General features: G+C 65.8%; 14 protein-coding genes and 1 pseudogene. 9 read left to right on the top strand and 6 right to left on the bottom strand.

The window, feature by feature from the left end; genetic code table 11:
• Positions 1 to 10: 10 nt before the first annotated feature.
• Positions 11 to 1033, top strand: coding sequence for a phosphogluconate dehydrogenase (NAD(+)-dependent, decarboxylating) (gnd, locus tag A5791_RS17860; RefSeq protein ID WP_067239659.1), 1023 nt, complete (start codon positions 11 to 13; stop codon positions 1031 to 1033).
• Positions 1034 to 1048: 15 nt separating this feature from the next.
• On the opposite strand, the gene A5791_RS17855 is transcribed toward gnd, so the two are convergent.
• Complete coding sequence (locus A5791_RS17855; protein ID WP_067239657.1) at positions 1049 to 1921, bottom strand: alpha/beta fold hydrolase; 873 nt, start codon at positions 1919 to 1921, stop codon at positions 1049 to 1051.
• A 22-nt stretch (positions 1922 to 1943) separates the two neighbouring features.
• Positions 1944 to 3101: an amidohydrolase family protein gene (locus A5791_RS17850; RefSeq protein ID WP_067239655.1), complete on the bottom strand. Its 1158-nt coding sequence runs from the start codon at positions 3099 to 3101 to the stop codon at positions 1944 to 1946.
• Positions 3102 to 3221: 120 nt separating this feature from the next.
• Here A5791_RS17850 and A5791_RS17845 point away from each other — a divergent pair, with 120 nt between their 5' ends.
• Entirely contained in the window at positions 3222 to 3701 is a 480-nt protein-coding gene (locus A5791_RS17845) for a VOC family protein (RefSeq protein ID WP_067239653.1), read from the top strand.
• Here the strand turns inward: A5791_RS17845 and A5791_RS17840 are convergent.
• A complete protein-coding gene (locus A5791_RS17840) occupies positions 3691 to 4284 on the bottom strand; it encodes a TetR/AcrR family transcriptional regulator (RefSeq protein ID WP_067239651.1) in 594 nt (197 codons plus the stop codon). The two genes, A5791_RS17845 and A5791_RS17840, sit on opposite strands and share 11 nt — an antisense overlap.
• Before the next feature lie 153 nt (positions 4285 to 4437).
• Here A5791_RS17840 and A5791_RS17835 point away from each other — a divergent pair, with 153 nt between their 5' ends.
• The 3 genes from A5791_RS17835 to A5791_RS17825 are packed head-to-tail and all read left to right on the top strand — an operon-like array spanning position 4438 to position 7144.
• The gene (locus A5791_RS17835; protein WP_067239649.1) at positions 4438 to 5355 is read left to right on the top strand and encodes an alpha/beta fold hydrolase; all 918 of its coding nucleotides are present in this window, start codon (positions 4438 to 4440) and stop codon (positions 5353 to 5355) included.
• A 4-nt stretch (positions 5356 to 5359) separates the two neighbouring features.
• A complete protein-coding gene (locus tag A5791_RS17830) occupies positions 5360 to 6613 on the top strand; it encodes a WS/DGAT domain-containing protein (protein WP_067239647.1) in 1254 nt (417 codons plus the stop codon).
• A gap of 18 nt (positions 6614 to 6631) precedes the next feature.
• The gene (locus tag A5791_RS17825) at positions 6632 to 7144 is read left to right on the top strand and encodes a DoxX family protein (RefSeq protein WP_067239644.1); all 513 of its coding nucleotides are present in this window, start codon (positions 6632 to 6634) and stop codon (positions 7142 to 7144) included.
• Positions 7145 to 7175: 31 nt separating this feature from the next.
• On the opposite strand, the gene A5791_RS17820 is transcribed toward A5791_RS17825, so the two are convergent.
• Entirely contained in the window at positions 7176 to 7514 is a 339-nt protein-coding gene (locus tag A5791_RS17820) for a WhiB family transcriptional regulator (protein WP_067239642.1), read from the bottom strand.
• Between the two features lie 642 nt (positions 7515 to 8156).
• Between A5791_RS17820 and A5791_RS26860 the strand changes: the two genes are divergently transcribed.
• The 3 genes and pseudogenes from A5791_RS26860 to A5791_RS26550 form a co-directional block, all read left to right on the top strand.
• Positions 8157 to 8321: a hypothetical protein gene (locus A5791_RS26860; protein ID WP_197504722.1), complete on the top strand. Its 165-nt coding sequence runs from the start codon at positions 8157 to 8159 to the stop codon at positions 8319 to 8321.
• Positions 8322 to 8370: 49 nt separating this feature from the next.
• On the top strand, positions 8371 to 9876 hold the full coding sequence (gene prpD, locus A5791_RS17815) for a 2-methylcitrate dehydratase PrpD (RefSeq protein ID WP_067239640.1): 1506 nt from the start codon (positions 8371 to 8373) through the stop codon (positions 9874 to 9876).
• A 25-nt stretch (positions 9877 to 9901) separates the two neighbouring features.
• Positions 9902 to 10055, top strand: a pseudogene (locus tag A5791_RS26550) (citrate/2-methylcitrate synthase); the annotation flags it as partial.
• 6 nt (positions 10056 to 10061) lie between these two features.
• Here the strand turns inward: A5791_RS26550 and A5791_RS17810 are convergent.
• Entirely contained in the window at positions 10062 to 10298 is a 237-nt protein-coding gene (locus tag A5791_RS17810; RefSeq protein WP_067239767.1) for a hypothetical protein, read from the bottom strand.
• A 79-nt stretch (positions 10299 to 10377) separates the two neighbouring features.
• Here A5791_RS17810 and A5791_RS17805 point away from each other — a divergent pair, with 79 nt between their 5' ends.
• Entirely contained in the window at positions 10378 to 12099 is a 1722-nt protein-coding gene (locus A5791_RS17805) for a DUF3556 domain-containing protein (protein WP_067239638.1), read from the top strand.
• A gap of 78 nt (positions 12100 to 12177) precedes the next feature.
• On the opposite strand, the gene metE is transcribed toward A5791_RS17805, so the two are convergent.
• Entirely contained in the window at positions 12178 to 14457 is a 2280-nt protein-coding gene (gene metE / locus A5791_RS17800; RefSeq protein ID WP_067239764.1) for a 5-methyltetrahydropteroyltriglutamate--homocysteine S-methyltransferase, read from the bottom strand.
• Positions 14458 to 14467: the final 10 nt, after the last annotated feature.

Raw genomic sequence — 14467 nt, 5'->3', positions numbered from 1 at the left:
ACGAAAGTATATGCAGCTAGGGATGATTGGCCTGGGCCGGATGGGTGCGAACATCGTCCGCCGTGTGGTCAAAGACGGACACGAATGCGTGGTGTACGACCACAGCGCCGACGCGGTCAAGGCCATGGCGGGGGAGGACCGGACCACGGGGGTTTCCTCGGTGCAAGAGCTGCGCGACAAGCTCGACGCTCCGCGCGTGGTGTGGGTGATGGTACCGGCGGGGGACATCACCACCGGGGTGATCGAGGAGCTGGCGAACACGCTCGATGACGGCGACATCGTGATCGACGGCGGCAACTCCTACTACCGCGACGACGTGCGGCATTCGAAAGCGTTGTCCGTCAAGGGAATCCACTTGCTCGATTGCGGAACCAGCGGCGGTGTATGGGGCCGCGAGCGTGGTTACTGTCTGATGATCGGCGGCGACAAGGAAGCGTTCGAGAAGGCCGAGCCGATCTTCGCCAGCGTCGCCCCGGGTGTCGATGCGGCGTCGCGGACACCGGGCCGCGACGGCGAGGTCGCGCAATCGGAGCAGGGCTATCTGCATTGTGGGCCGTGCGGAGCGGGCCACTTCGTCAAGATGGTGCACAACGGCATCGAGTACGGGATGATGGCCGCGCTCGCCGAGGGCCTGAACATCTTGCGCAACGCGGACATCGGCAAGCGCATCATCGAAAAGGGTGACGCCGAAACGGCGCCGCTGACGAATCCCGAGTATTACCAATACGATATCGACATTCCCGAGGTCACCGAGCTATGGCGGCGCGGCAGCGTGATCGAGTCCTGGCTGTTGGACCTGACCGCAATTGCGTTGCACGAATCGCCGACCCTCACCGAGTTTTCCGGACGGGTCTCCGATTCCGGGGAGGGCCGGTGGACCGCCATCGCCGCGATCGACGAGGGGGTCCCCGCGCCGGTGTTGACGTCGGCACTGTACTCGCGCTTCGCATCTCGTCGCCTCGACGAATTCGCCGACAAGGCGTTGTCGGCCATGCGCAAGCAGTTCGGCGGACACGCGGAAAAGTCGGACTGACCGGATTGCCGGCAATCAGGCGTGCGTGTGCCGCCTGACGAAGTCCACCACGACGTCGCTGAAGGCGTCGTTGTCGTCGCCGGCGGCCGTATGCCCGGCATTGGACAGTTCGACGAACTCGGCGCGCGGCACAGTCTCCAGGAAATGCCGGACACCGTCCGGGCTGACCACATCGGAGAGCTTGCCGCGGATCAGCAGGGTGGGAATCTTCAGGTTGACCGCGGCCTCTTCGAAACTTTCGGTTCGCAGCTCCGGGTCGTCGCCCGGCGCGGTCATGAACGCCGGATCCCAGTGCCAGTACCACCGTCCGTCCCGCAGCCTCAGATTCTTCTTCAGGCCCTCGGGACTGCGCGGCTTCTCCCGGTACGGCAGGTAGGCGGCGACGGCATCCGCAGCTTCGTCGAGCGAGGCGAAGCCATCGATGTTGGTGAGCATGAAATCCCGGATCCGGGCACTGCCGGTCTTCTCGTAACGCGGCACCACGTCGACCAGAACCAGGCCGGTCACCCGGGCGGGCCCGGCGCTGTCGGCGACCAGAATGCCGGTGAGTCCACCCATGCTGGCCCCGATCAGCACCACCTGGCGGCCGATCGCATCCAGCACATGCAACACGTCGGCCCTCAGCGTCTCGACGGCATAGTCGGCGTTCGGCGCGCGGTCGCTGTCGCCGTGCCCGCGGCTGTCGAGTGCAACGACGTGGTACCCCTCGTCGGCCAGGACCTGGCCGGTGCTTTTCCAGGAGAACCGGTTCTGTCCGCCACCGTGCAGCATCAGGATCGTCGGCCGGTCGGCGTCGGCGGCATCGCGATTCCATTCGTCGCCGACCAGAGTGATCCCACCGACGCCGGAAAACTCAACCGTCTGGGGGCTGCTGCTCACGGCGCTCATGGTTTGACGTTACATAGGTCGTTTAAGCATCGGTCCCGTGGGGTGGCGGCGGGGGCGTGTCGGGGAACAGCTCCGCGAAGCTGCCGAGCAGGATACGGTCCCTGGTCGCTGGATCGACGTCGTCGAACAACTGGTGCAGCGTGGCCTGGGTGTGGCCGAAGGTGCCCTCGAGGTGTGGGTAATCGCTGCCCCACAGCACGTTGTTGAAGCCTAGCGCCGTCACCGCCGCGATCGCCGACGAGTCATGCTGGAACGACGCATACACCTGCGAGTCGACGATCTCGCGCGGGCTGCGCTTCAGCTTCGGCCGCACCGCCATCGCGTGCTGGCGATAGCCCTCTTCCATCCGATCGACGATGAACGGCACCCAGGTCGCGCCGCCCTCGGCGACCAGCACTTTGAGGTTCGGGTGCCGGTCCAGCGCGCCCGACGCGACGAGCTTCACCACCGCCCGCTGGCCGCCGAACGACGTCTCGGTGTAGTTGAGCACCGCTCCGCCGGGCCCGTGGTAAGTGGTGCCGATCGAGCCGCCGGCGGCGAAATCGATTGGCTCGGTTCCGATATGGAAGGCGATCACCATGCCGAGGTCCTCGGCGACGGCCCAGAACGGTTCCCATTCGTCGTAGTGATAGTCCCGCTGCGCGGGATGTGGCGCGACGGGAAGAAACACGGCCTTGAATCCCATTGTGCGGCAACGCTTCAGCTCGGCGATGGCGTCACCGATGTCCAGCGTTGACACCTGCGCTGTCGCGATCAGGCGCGGCGAGTAGTCCATGATGGTGTCTTTGCACCAGTCGTTGGAGGCCCGCATCGCCTCGCGCAACAGCTCCGGTGTGCGAAACGCACTGCACCACATGCCAAGCGAGGGGAAGACGACTTCGGCCCAGATGCCTTCCTCGTCGAGGTCGGCCAGCCGCCGGGTGACGTCACGGCAGCCCGCCGCGGCAACAGTGGCCCGGATGAACTCCTCTTGGGCGATGCCCGGCAGCCTGCGGCGGAACACTTGGCCGTCGACGTAGATGGACTCCCATCCGCCGTCAGGATCCTTCTCGCTGCGCGGTGCCAACTCGGCCAGCCGCTTTGGCAGGCGCGACCGCCACAGGTCAGCGGGCTCGATGACGTGCGAGTCGCCGGAATTGGCCCACAGCTTGACTGGCTGCTGCGCGAGGGTGGCAGTCATGCAGGAATATTAGAATTGCATTCTAAAACTGTCAACGATTTAGGTGTTCTTCGGCCGGTGAGTTCTGCGCGCCCCTTCGGTCTGTCTGTATGACGAAGATCTGACTACAAGGAGGCACCCATGCCATCGATCACCCCCTCGCTGTGGTTCGACCACGACTTGGAGGAGGCTGCGGAGTTCTACACCTCGGTGTTCCCCAACTCGCGGATCGAAGGTTTCAACAGAACGACGGAGGCGGGACCGGGCGAGCCGGGCACGGTGCTCAGCGGAAGCTTCGTGCTGGACGGGACCCGATTCATCGGCATCAACGGCGGACCGGTGTTCCAGTTCACCGAGGCGGTGTCGTTCACGGTGCATTGCCAGGACCAGGACGAGGTCGACTACTACTGGGACCGGCTGACCGACGGCGGCGAGGAGTCGCAGTGCGGGTGGTGCAAGGACCGTTACGGCTTGAGCTGGCAGATCGTCCCGGATCGGCTCTACGAGTTGATTCAAGACCCCGACCGGGACCGGGCGGCTGCGGCCACCCAAGCGATGTACGGCATGCGCAAGATCGTCATCGCCGAGTTGGAAACGGCGGTAGGCCAGCTCACCCGATAAGGCGGTCGATCCACTCGATCGTGGCCTCGATGATCGCCGGCACGTCGGCGGGGTCGTCGCAGCCCGCGACCATCAGCGATGATTCCGCCATGGTCGCGATCAGGACCCGGCTCAGCAGTTGTCCGCGAACCGACTTGTCCAGTTCCAGGACAGCCATCCAGCTGCGGAACGCGGCTTGCATGCGGTCACGACGGGAGGTCTCGAATCCGGCCGGTGTGTCGCCCGACGACAACACCCGGGCCCGGCGCCGGTTCTCCCACATCGCCTCGAGATAGGCCCGTACGTGTAACTCGAACACCTGCCGGCGGCTTTGTGCTCCGGCCGGCCCGGCTTGCCGCATCGCCGCGTCGATGCGGCGGTCGATCGCGTCGGCCATCTGCTCGAAGATCGCCAAGAAGAGTTCGCTCTTGCCGCCGAAGTGGTGGTAGATGCTGCCGATGCTGGCGCCGGACGCCGCCACCACGTCGGCCATCGTCGCGGCGGTGAATCCTCGCGTGGCGAAAACCTCGGTCGCGGCGTCGAGTATTCGCCGCTGGGTGGCGTCGGTCTTGGCCCAGCGACGAGCCTGCGCCGAGGTCGTCATGCCTAAGACGTTAACGGGTGCGCCGGCTGCTGTCGGTAACCTGTCACTCATGCGAGCAGACGCAGAATCGCACGCGGAAGGCCCGGGCGGTGCGATTCTGCGTTCCCCCGCAAGCGGGTGGTGCCCCCAGCTCGCGGCAAGGGGCGACTCCACATGACCGAGCCACGCTGGATCGACGTCGAGGGCCCGAGCGGCAACTTGAAGGCACTAACCTGGGGGCCGCCCGACGGGCCAATCGCATTGTGCCTGCACGGTTTCCCCGATACCGCCTACGGGTGGCGCAAAGTTGCCCCGCGGCTTGTGGAGTCGGGCTGGCGAGTGGTCGCACCATTCATGCGCGGCTACGCGCCGTCGTCGATTCCGGTCGACGGTTCTTTTCACGTCGGCGCGCTGATGGACGACGCGCTGCGGGTGCGCTCCGCGGCGGGGGGCACCGAGCAGGACGTGGTGATCGGCCACGACTGGGGTGCCATCGCCGCCACCGGCCTGGCCGCAATGCCGGACACCCCGTTCGCCCGAGCGGTGATCATGTCGGTGCCACCCTCGGTAGCGTTTCGTGCCCCGGCCCGGGCGGCCGAGCGCGGGCGGCTGGCGCTGCAGCTGGCGCGCCAACTAATGCGCAGCTGGTACATCTTCTATTTTCAATTGCCTTGGCTGCCTGAGCGTTCCGCGTCCTGGATACTACCGCTGCTGTGGCGGCGATGGTCGCCAGGCTATCGCGACGCCCACGAGGACCTGCGCCACGTCGACGCCGCGATCGGGACGCCGGAGAGCTGGCGGGCGGCACTCGGGCCCTACCGCGCCACGATTCGCAGTCCCCGCCCGCCGGCGCGGTACGCCGAATTGAACCGGCTGTGGACCCAGCCACCCATCCTGCCCAGTCTCTACCTGCATGGTCGCGACGACGGTTGCATGACATCGGCTTTCGCATACTGGACGGAAAGAGTGCTGCCGCCCGGCAGCGAAATGGCCATCGTCGAACACGCCGGGCATTTCCTGCAACTCGAACAGCCGGACAAGGTTGCCAAACTGATTCTGGCCTTCGTCGGCTCTGTCGGCTCGCCCGGCTGAACCCATGGCGGCACACCGGATGGCGGCCGTTGACGCGCAGTTCTATTGGATGTCGGCCAAGATCCCCAACGACCAGTTTCTGCTGTATGCATTCGACGGCTTGCCGGACGACCGGGACGGCGCCATCGACGCGGTCCGCGGACGGGCTGCAGCTTGTGCGGACCTGAGTATGCGACTCGAAGATGGATGTGCGCTCACCTATCCGCAGTGGGTCCAGGCAGCCGTCGAATCCGAGCAGGTGGTGCGCCACGAACTGGCCGGCGACAGCTGGCAAGGCTGCCTGGCCGCGGTCGTCGGCCTCGCCCGCGATCAGCTCGACGTCCGCCGGATGCCTTGGCTTCTACACGTTTTCACGCCGGTGCGTGACATACCGGGCACCGCCGGCCCGGGTGCCGTTGCGGTCATGCAGGTTCCGCATGCGCTGGCCGACGGCACTCGTGCTTCGGCGATGGCGGCCTGGTTGTTCGGTCGCGACCACCCGGTGCCCGGCGCGGCACCGCTTCCCGCCGGGTTCCTGCCGTGCCGGGCAACAGAGGCGGCACGCACGCATCACCAGCTGGTTCGCGATGTGCAGGCCGGGTTGTTGGCGCCCGGTGCGGGCTCGCGGCCGCCGCTGGCTACCAACGCCCGGCCGCACGGCGCCCGCTCGGTGCACACGCTCGTGCGGCACCGCTCGCAATTGCCCGGTCCGACGGTGACCGTCGGCGTGCTGGCCGCCGTGTCCAGGGCGTTGTCCGATCTGCTTGGGGAATCGGGCAATTCGCTGGGCGCTGAGGTGCCAATGGCCAAACCCGGTGTGCGCCATGCGCATAACCACTTCGGAAATGTCGTCGTCGGGCTCTATCCCGAGCTGGGCCGCGATGCTCGCGCCGCGCGTATCGCGGACGACTTGGCTAACGGCCGCCGCCGCTTCGAGCATCCCGCTACCCGCAGCGCCGACCGGGCCTTCGCGGCGACGCCCGCGCCGTTGCTGCGTTGGGGTGTATCCCGGTTCGACCCTGACCCCCGGCCGGTGCGGGTGAGTGGCAACACGGTGGTGTCCAGCGTTCACCGTGGAGCGGCCGACCTGAGCTTCGGGGGAGCCCCGGTAGTTTTGACGGCCGGATATCCGGCACTGTCGCCGTCGATGGGCCTGACTCACGGCGTGCACGGCATCGGCGACACGGTCGCGATCAGCGTGCACGCGGCACAGTCGGCCGTTCCGGACGTCGACGCCTACGTGCGGCTGCTGGATTCGGCGCTCACGCTCCGACAGTGATGATCTAGGTTTGCACGTATGACTGCCTACGACGTTGGATTACTGATCCTGCGGCTGGTGCTGGGCCTGACACTCGCCGCGCACGGCCTGAACAAGTTCTTCGGCGGGGGCCGGATACCGGGTACCGCGCGCTGGTTCGAAAGCATCGGCATGAAGCCCGGCAAGTTTCACGCCGTCGTTGCCGCCAGCACGGAAACGGCTGCCGGATTGGGCCTGGCGGCGGGGCTACTCACGCCGATTCCGGCCGCGGGTTTCGTCTCGCTCATGCTGGTCGCGGCCTGGACCGTGCATCGGCCCAACGGCTTCTTCATCGTCAAGGAGGGCTGGGAGTACAACCTGGTGCTGGCCGCCAGCGCGGTCGTCGTCGCCACCCTGGGGCCGGGAAGGCTGAGCCTGGACCATCTCATCTTCGGCGACAATCTCTGGCTCACCGGCTGGAAGGGTTTGCTGCTCGCGGTAGGACTCGGTCTGGCCGGAGCCGTTGGTCAGCTGGTGATCTTCTACCGGCCGCCGGTCAAGCAGGCGGGGTAGCCTCCTCGCCTGTCGCGACGGCCGTGGGCGGCTACCCGACGGAGCGGCTGTTGCGTTTGTCGAAGAAATCCGTCCACGACACGATCTCAGGGTGTTGTCTGAGCAGAGCCCTGCGCTGGCGCTCGGTCATGCCACCCCAGATTCCGAACTCGACTCTGTTGTCGAGCGCCTCCGCGCCGCATTCCTGCATGACGGGGCAGTGCCGGCAGATAATCGCAGCCTTACGTTGCGCGGCACCCCGCACAAACAGCGCATCCGGATCTGATTCCTTGCACAGTGCCTTGGAGACCCACGCGCGATTGTCCGCTGCCACTGCGCGCGGAGTGCTGTTAGCGGGCACAAGACTGAGCGGCCGCGAGGCCGTTCCCATTCCTGGCAACGAGCTATCCCTTCGTCCCGGCCGCGGGTTTGCGGCCGCTCCCCTGATGCTGCGATCCACGTCACATCGTGCCCGCCCGTGTGACCTGGATCCCTCGGTTGCATAAGTTAAGCGATTCAATACCGGTTGTGCAAATTTTTGGCACGCACGTACCTTTTGTGGCCGACGCTGGAAACGTCTGCACGCTTGTCCGGCTCTGCCCGGCTTGGTGCGCGCGGTGCCGAAGATCGACGTGTCAGGCCAGTCGGCGTTCTTTCGCGTACTCGCACAAGCGATTAAAACCTCCGCGAGCAGACGCAAAATCGCCCAATTCGAGCCCAAAAGGACGACTTTGCGTCTGGTCACGCATCCGCCGTTTTGATGCACCGCCTCGACGGGTAGCCAACCCTGAGCCAATCAAAGGAGAAGCCATGATTGACAGGGCCGTAGAACTGTCTACGGCGACCAGACCTGAGGCGACCAGGCCTGAGGCGTCCGATCCACAGTCACCGGAACGTGGAACGCCGGCCGAAACGCCCGAACGCTTGACGCCGGCAGAACCGCCCGAACGGTTGACGCCGGCAGAACCGCCAGAGCGATTGACGCCCGCGGAACCGCCCCAGCGTCAAACGCCAGCAGAAGGAGAGATTCGACATGCGCGCTGAAGAAGGCGACGAAACGGTCGACGACTACGCCGCAGAAGGCAAGCAAACGTTCGACAGGATCAAGGATTCCCAACGAGCCTCAAGCCCCGTCGGCCGAGTTGTCCGCCGAATCACCAAGTTCTTCAGAAGCGAGAACAATTCGTCTGACCGCTAGTTTGCCGTCTGCTCGCGCTACTCGCCCACGGGCTGCACAGGGTGCGGATATGCGGACACATTCGGTCCGGGTCCGGCGCAGTGCCGACGACTTCCCCCGAAGCGAACACCTGGCCACCAAGATCGCCGAGGTCGCCGCCGATCCCGTCGTGGTCGAGCCGGAGACCGCAGAAATGGTGCTGAACCGGATTATCGACAACGCCGCCGTCAGCGCCGCGGCGGTGCTGCGCCGACCGGTGACGGTGGCCCGGCAGCAGGCGTTGGCGCACCGGGCCCGGCAAGGGGCCAGAGTTTTCGGCGTCGACGGGACTTACTCGGCCGAGTGGGCAGCCTGGGCCAATGGCGTCGCGGTCCGCGAACTCGACTTCCACGACACGTTTTTGGCTGCCGACTACTCGCACCCGGCAGACAACATTCCGCCGCTCGTCGCCGTCGCCCAGCAACTCGGTGTGCGCGGCGCCGACCTGATCCGCGGGCTGGCAACCGCTTACGAGGTCCAGATCGATTTGGTCCGCGGAATCTGCTTGCACGAGCACAAGATTGACCACGTCGCTCATCTGGGACCATCTGTCGCAGCCGGAATCGGGACCATGTTGCGGCTGGACACCGAGACCATTTATCAGGCGATCGGACAGGCGCTGCACCTGACCACCAGCACCCGCCAATCGCGCAAAGGCGCCATCTCCAGCTGGAAGGCGTTTGCTCCGGCGCATGCCGGAAAGATCGCCATCGAGGCCATCGACCGCGCAATGCGCGGCGAAGCATCACCCGCGCCTATCTGGGAAGGCGAAGACGGCGTGATCGCCTCGCTGCTCGGTGGACCCGAGTGCGAATACCAGGTGCCGTTGCCCGCGCCCGGCGAACCCAAACGGGCCATCCTGGACAGCTACACCAAGCAGCATTCCGCGGAGTACCAGAGTCAGGCGCCAATCGACCTGGCCCGCCGGTTGCGTCAGCGTATCGGCGACCTGGACCAGATTGCCCGCATCGTCTTGCACACCAGCCATCACACCCACGTGGTGATCGGCACCGGCTCCGGTGACCCGCAGAAGTTCGATCCGGATGCGTCGCGCGAAACCCTCGACCATTCACTGCCGTACATCTTCGCCGTTGCGCTGCAGGACGGCACCTGGCACCACGAGCGCTCTTACGCTCCCGAGCGGGCACATCGACCCGACACGGTCGAGCTGTGGCGCAAGATCTCCACCGTCGAGGACCCGGAGTGGACCCGTCGCTATCACTCAAACGATCCGGCCGAGAAGGCATTCGGCGCGCGTGCGGAGGTGACTTTGAAAAGTGGTGAGGTGATCTTCGACGAACTGGCAGTGGCCGATGCCCACCCGCTGGGCGCACGGCCATTCGGGCGCGAGCAATATGTCGCGAAGTTCGCCGAGCTTGCCGACGGCGTAGTGAAACCGGCTGAGCAACAAAGGTTCCTGTCCACGGTCGAAGGGGTGGCCGAGCTACCGGCCGGGGCGGTGAGTGCACTGAACGTGTTGGTCGATCCGCAGGTCCTGGACAAGGCGCCGGTGATCTCGTCGGGAATCTTCCGGTGAAGGCGTTGGCCGGGGTCGCTGCGGCGCGTATCACCTGATGGGATTCGACATTCCGTGTTTCCCAGGGATTTTCGTGATGAGCAGAATCACCGGCTGGAGTGCTCACATCGCGGAACAGTGCGCCCAACGCGTTGATCCGGCCGCTCAGTGCCAACCCAGGGTGTCCGCAACGGACACTTGGTGACTTACGCCGGACCGCCGTACTGCCATACCAGGTTATGGGCGCCGGTCATGGTCGGATTGCACCACATCGTCCGGCCGTTGACGTCGCGAGCGGTTGCGTGCAGGGTCGTGCACGCATCGCCCGGTCCGGGGACGTCGGCCCGCGCCACGGGACCCGTCGCAGCAGCCCCGGTCACCAACGCGACCGATGAGACGGCGGCGAATGTCGCCAGCGCGGCGACGCGAAGTTTGCTTGTCATGGACATCTTGTAAGCATCTACCACGCGGCCTCTCAGGTCTAGCGTGCGTCTGGTTAGAACGCGTTCTAATCTGTCCGCCATGGGGTTTCTGAAGCCCGACCTGCCGCAGGTCGACATCGCCGAATGGAGAAAGGGCACCCGCAGCGAAAAGATCCGCCCGATGGCGCGGCACTGGGCCGAGGTGGGCTTCGGGACGCCCGTCGCGCTGCACCTGTTCTACGTGGTGAAGATCCTGCTCTACATCCTGGTCGCGTGGCTGATCGTGTTGACCACCAACGGCATCAACGGATTCACCGACGTCAAGTCGTGGTACGCCGAGCCCATCGTGTTCCAGAAGGTGGTGCTGTACACGATGCTCTTCGAGGTGGTCGGTCTGGGCTGCGGTTTCGGGCCGCTGAACAACCGGTTCTTCCCGCCGATGGGCTCGATTCTGTATTGGATGCGGTTCGGCACGATCCGGCTGCCCCCGTGGCCGGATCGCGTCCCCCTGACGAAGGGCACGGCCCGCAAGCCGGTCGACGTCGCGCTGTACGGGCTCCTGCTGGTGTTCCTGTTGGGCGCTCTGTTTTCCGACGGCACCGGTCCGATTCCAGAGCTGGGCACCAAGGTCGGGCTGTTGCCGGTGTGGGAGGTCGCGCTGATCCTGGTGACGCTGGCCGTGCTCGGGCTGCGCGACAAGGTGATCTTTCTGGCCGCCCGCGGCGAGGTCTATGCGACGCTGGCGGTCACCTTCCTGTTCGGCGCTACCGACATGATCGTCGCGTCCAAGCTGGTGTTCCTGGTGATCTGGATGGGCGCGGCGACGTCGAAGCTGAACAAGCACTTCCCGTTCGTGATTTCCACGATGATGTCGAACAACCCGTTGTTCCGGCCACGGTTCGTCAAGCGGATGTTCTTCGAGAAGTTCCCCGACGACCTGCGGCCGGGGCTGTTGTCGCGGCTGTTCGCCCACGCCAGCACCTTCATCGAGATGTGCGTGCCGCTGGCATTGTTCTTCTCGCACGGCGGCTGGCCGACGACGGTGGCCGCGATCGTGATGGTGTGCTTCCACCTCGGCATCCTGACCGCCATCCCGATGGGGGTCCCGCTGGAGTGGAACGTCTTCATGATCTTCGGCGTGCTGGCGTTGTTCGTCGGCCATGCCCGCGTCGGGCTCGCCGACGTGAAAAACCCGGTGCCGGTGGCGATCCTGATCGGCTTGACCGCGGCAATCGTCATCGCGGGCAACATGTTTCCGCGCAAGATCTCGTTCCTGCCCGGGATGCGGTACTACGCGGGCAACTGGGACACCACGCTCTGGTGCATCAAGCCCTCGGCGAGTGAGAAGATCGGCCGCGGCATCGTGGCGATCGCCAGCATGCCGCAGGCTCAGCTGGAGCGCTTCTACGGCAAGGACCGCGCCGAGATCCCGATGTACCTTGGATACGCGTTTCGCGCGATGAACACGCACGGGCGGGCGCTTTTCACCCTGGCGCACCGCGCCATGGCGGGACAGAACGAGGACGACTACGTCATCACCGACGGTGAGCGGATATGCAGCACCGCCATCGGATGGAACTTCGGCGACGGCCACATGCACAACGAGCAACTGATCGCCGCGATGCAGCAGCGCTGTAAGTTTGCGCCCGGCGAGGTACGGGTGGTCCTGCTCGACGCCCAGCCGATTCACAAACGAACGCAGGCTTACCGGCTGGTCGACGCGGCCACCGGTGAGTTCGAACGTGGGACAGTGCGGGTCGCCGACATGGTGACCCGGCAGCCCTGGGCTGACGACGTTCCCGTCGAGGTGCTGTCCGACTAGGCGCGGACGAGCGTGCACAAATGTACGCGTGTGACGGCGTGTCCCCGTCCAACTGCGCACGCTCGCGGCCGGTTTGAGCTACCCGGACCGCACTTCGTGCGCCGCGGCCACCATGTTCCGCAGCGATGCGGTGACCTCGTCGACGTTGCGGGTCTTGAGCCCGCAGTCGGGATTGACCCACAGCCGCTCGGCGGGCACCGCGCGCAATGCCGCGCGCAGCGACTCGGCCATCTCGCCGGTTCTCGGCACTCGTGGTGAGTGGATGTCGTAGACACCCGGGCCCACGCTGTTGGCGAACCCGGCCGCGTTCAGGTCGTCCAGCACCTCCATGTGCGAGCGCGCCGCCTCGATGGACGTCACGTCGGCGTCCAAGTCGGCGATCGCTCCGATGACCTCACCGAATTCCGAGTAACAGAGGTGAGTGTGGATCTGCGTCGAGTCTGCGACCCCGGAAGTGGCCAGCCTGAAAGCTGTTACGGCCCAACGCAAATATTCTTCCTGATCGACACGCCGCAACGGCAGCAGTTCGCGCAGCGCAGGCTCGTCGACCTGGATGACGGCGATGCCGGCGGACTGCAGATCTACGGTCTCGTCGCGAATGGCGAGCGCTACCTGGTTCGCGGTGTCGGCCAGCGGCTGGTCGTCACGGACGAACGACCACGCCAAGATGGTGACCGGCCCGGTCAGCATGCCCTTCACCGGCTTGTCGGTCAGCGACTGCGCATAGGTGATCCACTCGACCGTCATCGGGTGGGTGCGAACCACGTCGCCATAGAGGATCGGCGGTCGCACGCAGCGGCTGCCGTACGACTGCACCCAGCCGTTCTGCGTGGCGAAGAAGCCCTCCAGCTGTTCGGCGAAGTACTGGACCATGTCGTTGCGCTCCGGCTCACCATGCACCAGCACATCCAGGCCGAGTTCTTCCTGCAATTTGATGACGTCGGCGATCTCCTTCTTCATCCTGCTCACGTATTCGGCCTCGTCGATCTCACCAGCACGAAAAGCCGCGCGTGCCTTGCGAATTGCAGATGTCTGCGGATAGGAGCCGATGGTCGTGGTCGGCAACGGCGGCAGGTGCAGGCGCGCCTCCTGGCTGGCCCGGCGTTGCGCGGCGTCGCCGCGGTGTGCGCCGGACGCGACGATCGCGTCGATCCGGGCCCGGACCTGGCCGTTCTGCAGGCGAGGGTCACGTTTGCGGGAAGCGACGGCGGCGTTGGAGGCCGCGATCTCGTCGGCGACCGTGTCGCGGCCGTCGTGCAGTGCGCGTGCCAGCACGACGACCTCGCGCACCTTTTCGGCACCGAACGCCAGCCAGCTGCGCAGGGCGTCGTCCAGCCCGGTCTCGGGTTCCAGCGAGTAGGGGACGTGCATGGTGGAGCACGATGTGGAGACTGCTACCGCCTCCGCTGCCTCCAGCAGAGTCGCCAGTCTGCCCAGCGCCGCCTCCAGATCGGTGCGCCAAATGTTGCGTCCGTCAACGATGCCGGCCACCAGCGTCTTGCCTGCCAGTTCCGGAACCACCGCTACCGCGGTGTCGGCACCGGCAACCAGGTCGACGCCGATCGCCTCGACCGGGGTGCGGGCCAGTCCGGCCAGGGAGGCCGCGGGGTCGCCGAAGTAGGTGGTGACGTAGATGGCGGGCCGGTTGCTCACCGAGCCCAGCGCGTTGTACACCGCCTCGGCCAGTGCGGGCGCGTCGGGAGAAATGTCGGTGACCAGTGCCGGCTCGTCAAACTGCACCCATCGGGCGCCGTTCTCGGCGAGCAGCGAGAGCAGCTCGGAGTAGACCGGGACCAGTTCCTCAAGTCGCTCAATGGGTGCGCCCGCGTTGTTGACGCCCTTGCTCAGGACCAGGAAGGTAATCGGTCCGATGACCACGGGGCGTGCCGGAATTCCTTGCGCAAGAGCCTCTTTCAGCTCGGAGAGCACCTTGTCCGGGTTGAGCGCGAAGCGGATGGCCGGTTCGATCTCCGGAACCAGGTAGTGGTAGTTGGTGTCGAACCACTTCGTCATCTCGAGCGGTGCGACGTCATCATTCCCCCGCGCCGCGGCGAAGTAACGGTCCAGCTCGTCAGGGATCTCCGCGACCCGGGGCGGCAGGGCGCCGAGCATGACCGCGGTGTCGAGCATCTGGTCGTAGTAGGAGAAGGTGTTCACCGGTACCGAGTCGAGGCCGGCGGCCGCCAGGCCCGACCACGTGTCGTGGCGCAATGTCGCGGCGACGGATTCCAGGTCGGCTCGGCTGGTGCGTCCCGCCCAGTAGCCCTCGGTGGCGCGTTTGAGTTCACGGTTGGGACCGATGCGTGGGGAGCCGGTAACGGTGGCGGTAAACGGTTGGCTGCTTACGAACTGAGTCACGAAATCGTCC

It is taken from the genome of Mycobacterium sp. 852002-51163_SCH5372311 (genome assembly GCF_001667115.1).
In the GTDB taxonomy this organism is placed as follows: Bacteria; Actinomycetota; Actinomycetes; order Mycobacteriales; family Mycobacteriaceae; genus Mycobacterium.
This window is presented reverse-complemented; position numbering and strand designations above follow the sequence as displayed.

Bases quoted from the DNA above. Each gene is read 5' to 3' on its own strand.
- gnd (WP_067239659.1), top strand. From the start codon at position 11: ATGCAGCTAGGGATGATTGGCCTGGGCCGGATGGGTGCGAACATCGTC.
- A5791_RS17855 (WP_067239657.1), bottom strand. From the start codon at position 1,921: ATGAGCGCCGTGAGCAGCAGCCCCCAGACGGTTGAGTTTTCCGGCGTC.
- A5791_RS17850 (WP_067239655.1), bottom strand. From the start codon at position 3,101: ATGACTGCCACCCTCGCGCAGCAGCCAGTCAAGCTGTGGGCCAATTCC.
- A5791_RS17845 (WP_067239653.1), top strand. From the start codon at position 3,222: ATGCCATCGATCACCCCCTCGCTGTGGTTCGACCACGACTTGGAGGAG.
- A5791_RS17840 (WP_067239651.1), bottom strand. From the start codon at position 4,284: ATGACGACCTCGGCGCAGGCTCGTCGCTGGGCCAAGACCGACGCCACC.
- A5791_RS17835 (WP_067239649.1), top strand. From the start codon at position 4,438: ATGACCGAGCCACGCTGGATCGACGTCGAGGGCCCGAGCGGCAACTTG.
- A5791_RS17830 (WP_067239647.1), top strand. From the start codon at position 5,360: ATGGCGGCACACCGGATGGCGGCCGTTGACGCGCAGTTCTATTGGATG.
- A5791_RS17825 (WP_067239644.1), top strand. From the start codon at position 6,632: ATGACTGCCTACGACGTTGGATTACTGATCCTGCGGCTGGTGCTGGGC.
- A5791_RS17820 (WP_067239642.1), bottom strand. From the start codon at position 7,514: ATGGGAACGGCCTCGCGGCCGCTCAGTCTTGTGCCCGCTAACAGCACT.
- A5791_RS26860 (WP_197504722.1), top strand. From the start codon at position 8,157: ATGCGCGCTGAAGAAGGCGACGAAACGGTCGACGACTACGCCGCAGAA.
- prpD (WP_067239640.1), top strand. From the start codon at position 8,371: ATGCGGACACATTCGGTCCGGGTCCGGCGCAGTGCCGACGACTTCCCC.
- A5791_RS17810 (WP_067239767.1), bottom strand. From the start codon at position 10,298: ATGACAAGCAAACTTCGCGTCGCCGCGCTGGCGACATTCGCCGCCGTC.
- A5791_RS17805 (WP_067239638.1), top strand. From the start codon at position 10,378: ATGGGGTTTCTGAAGCCCGACCTGCCGCAGGTCGACATCGCCGAATGG.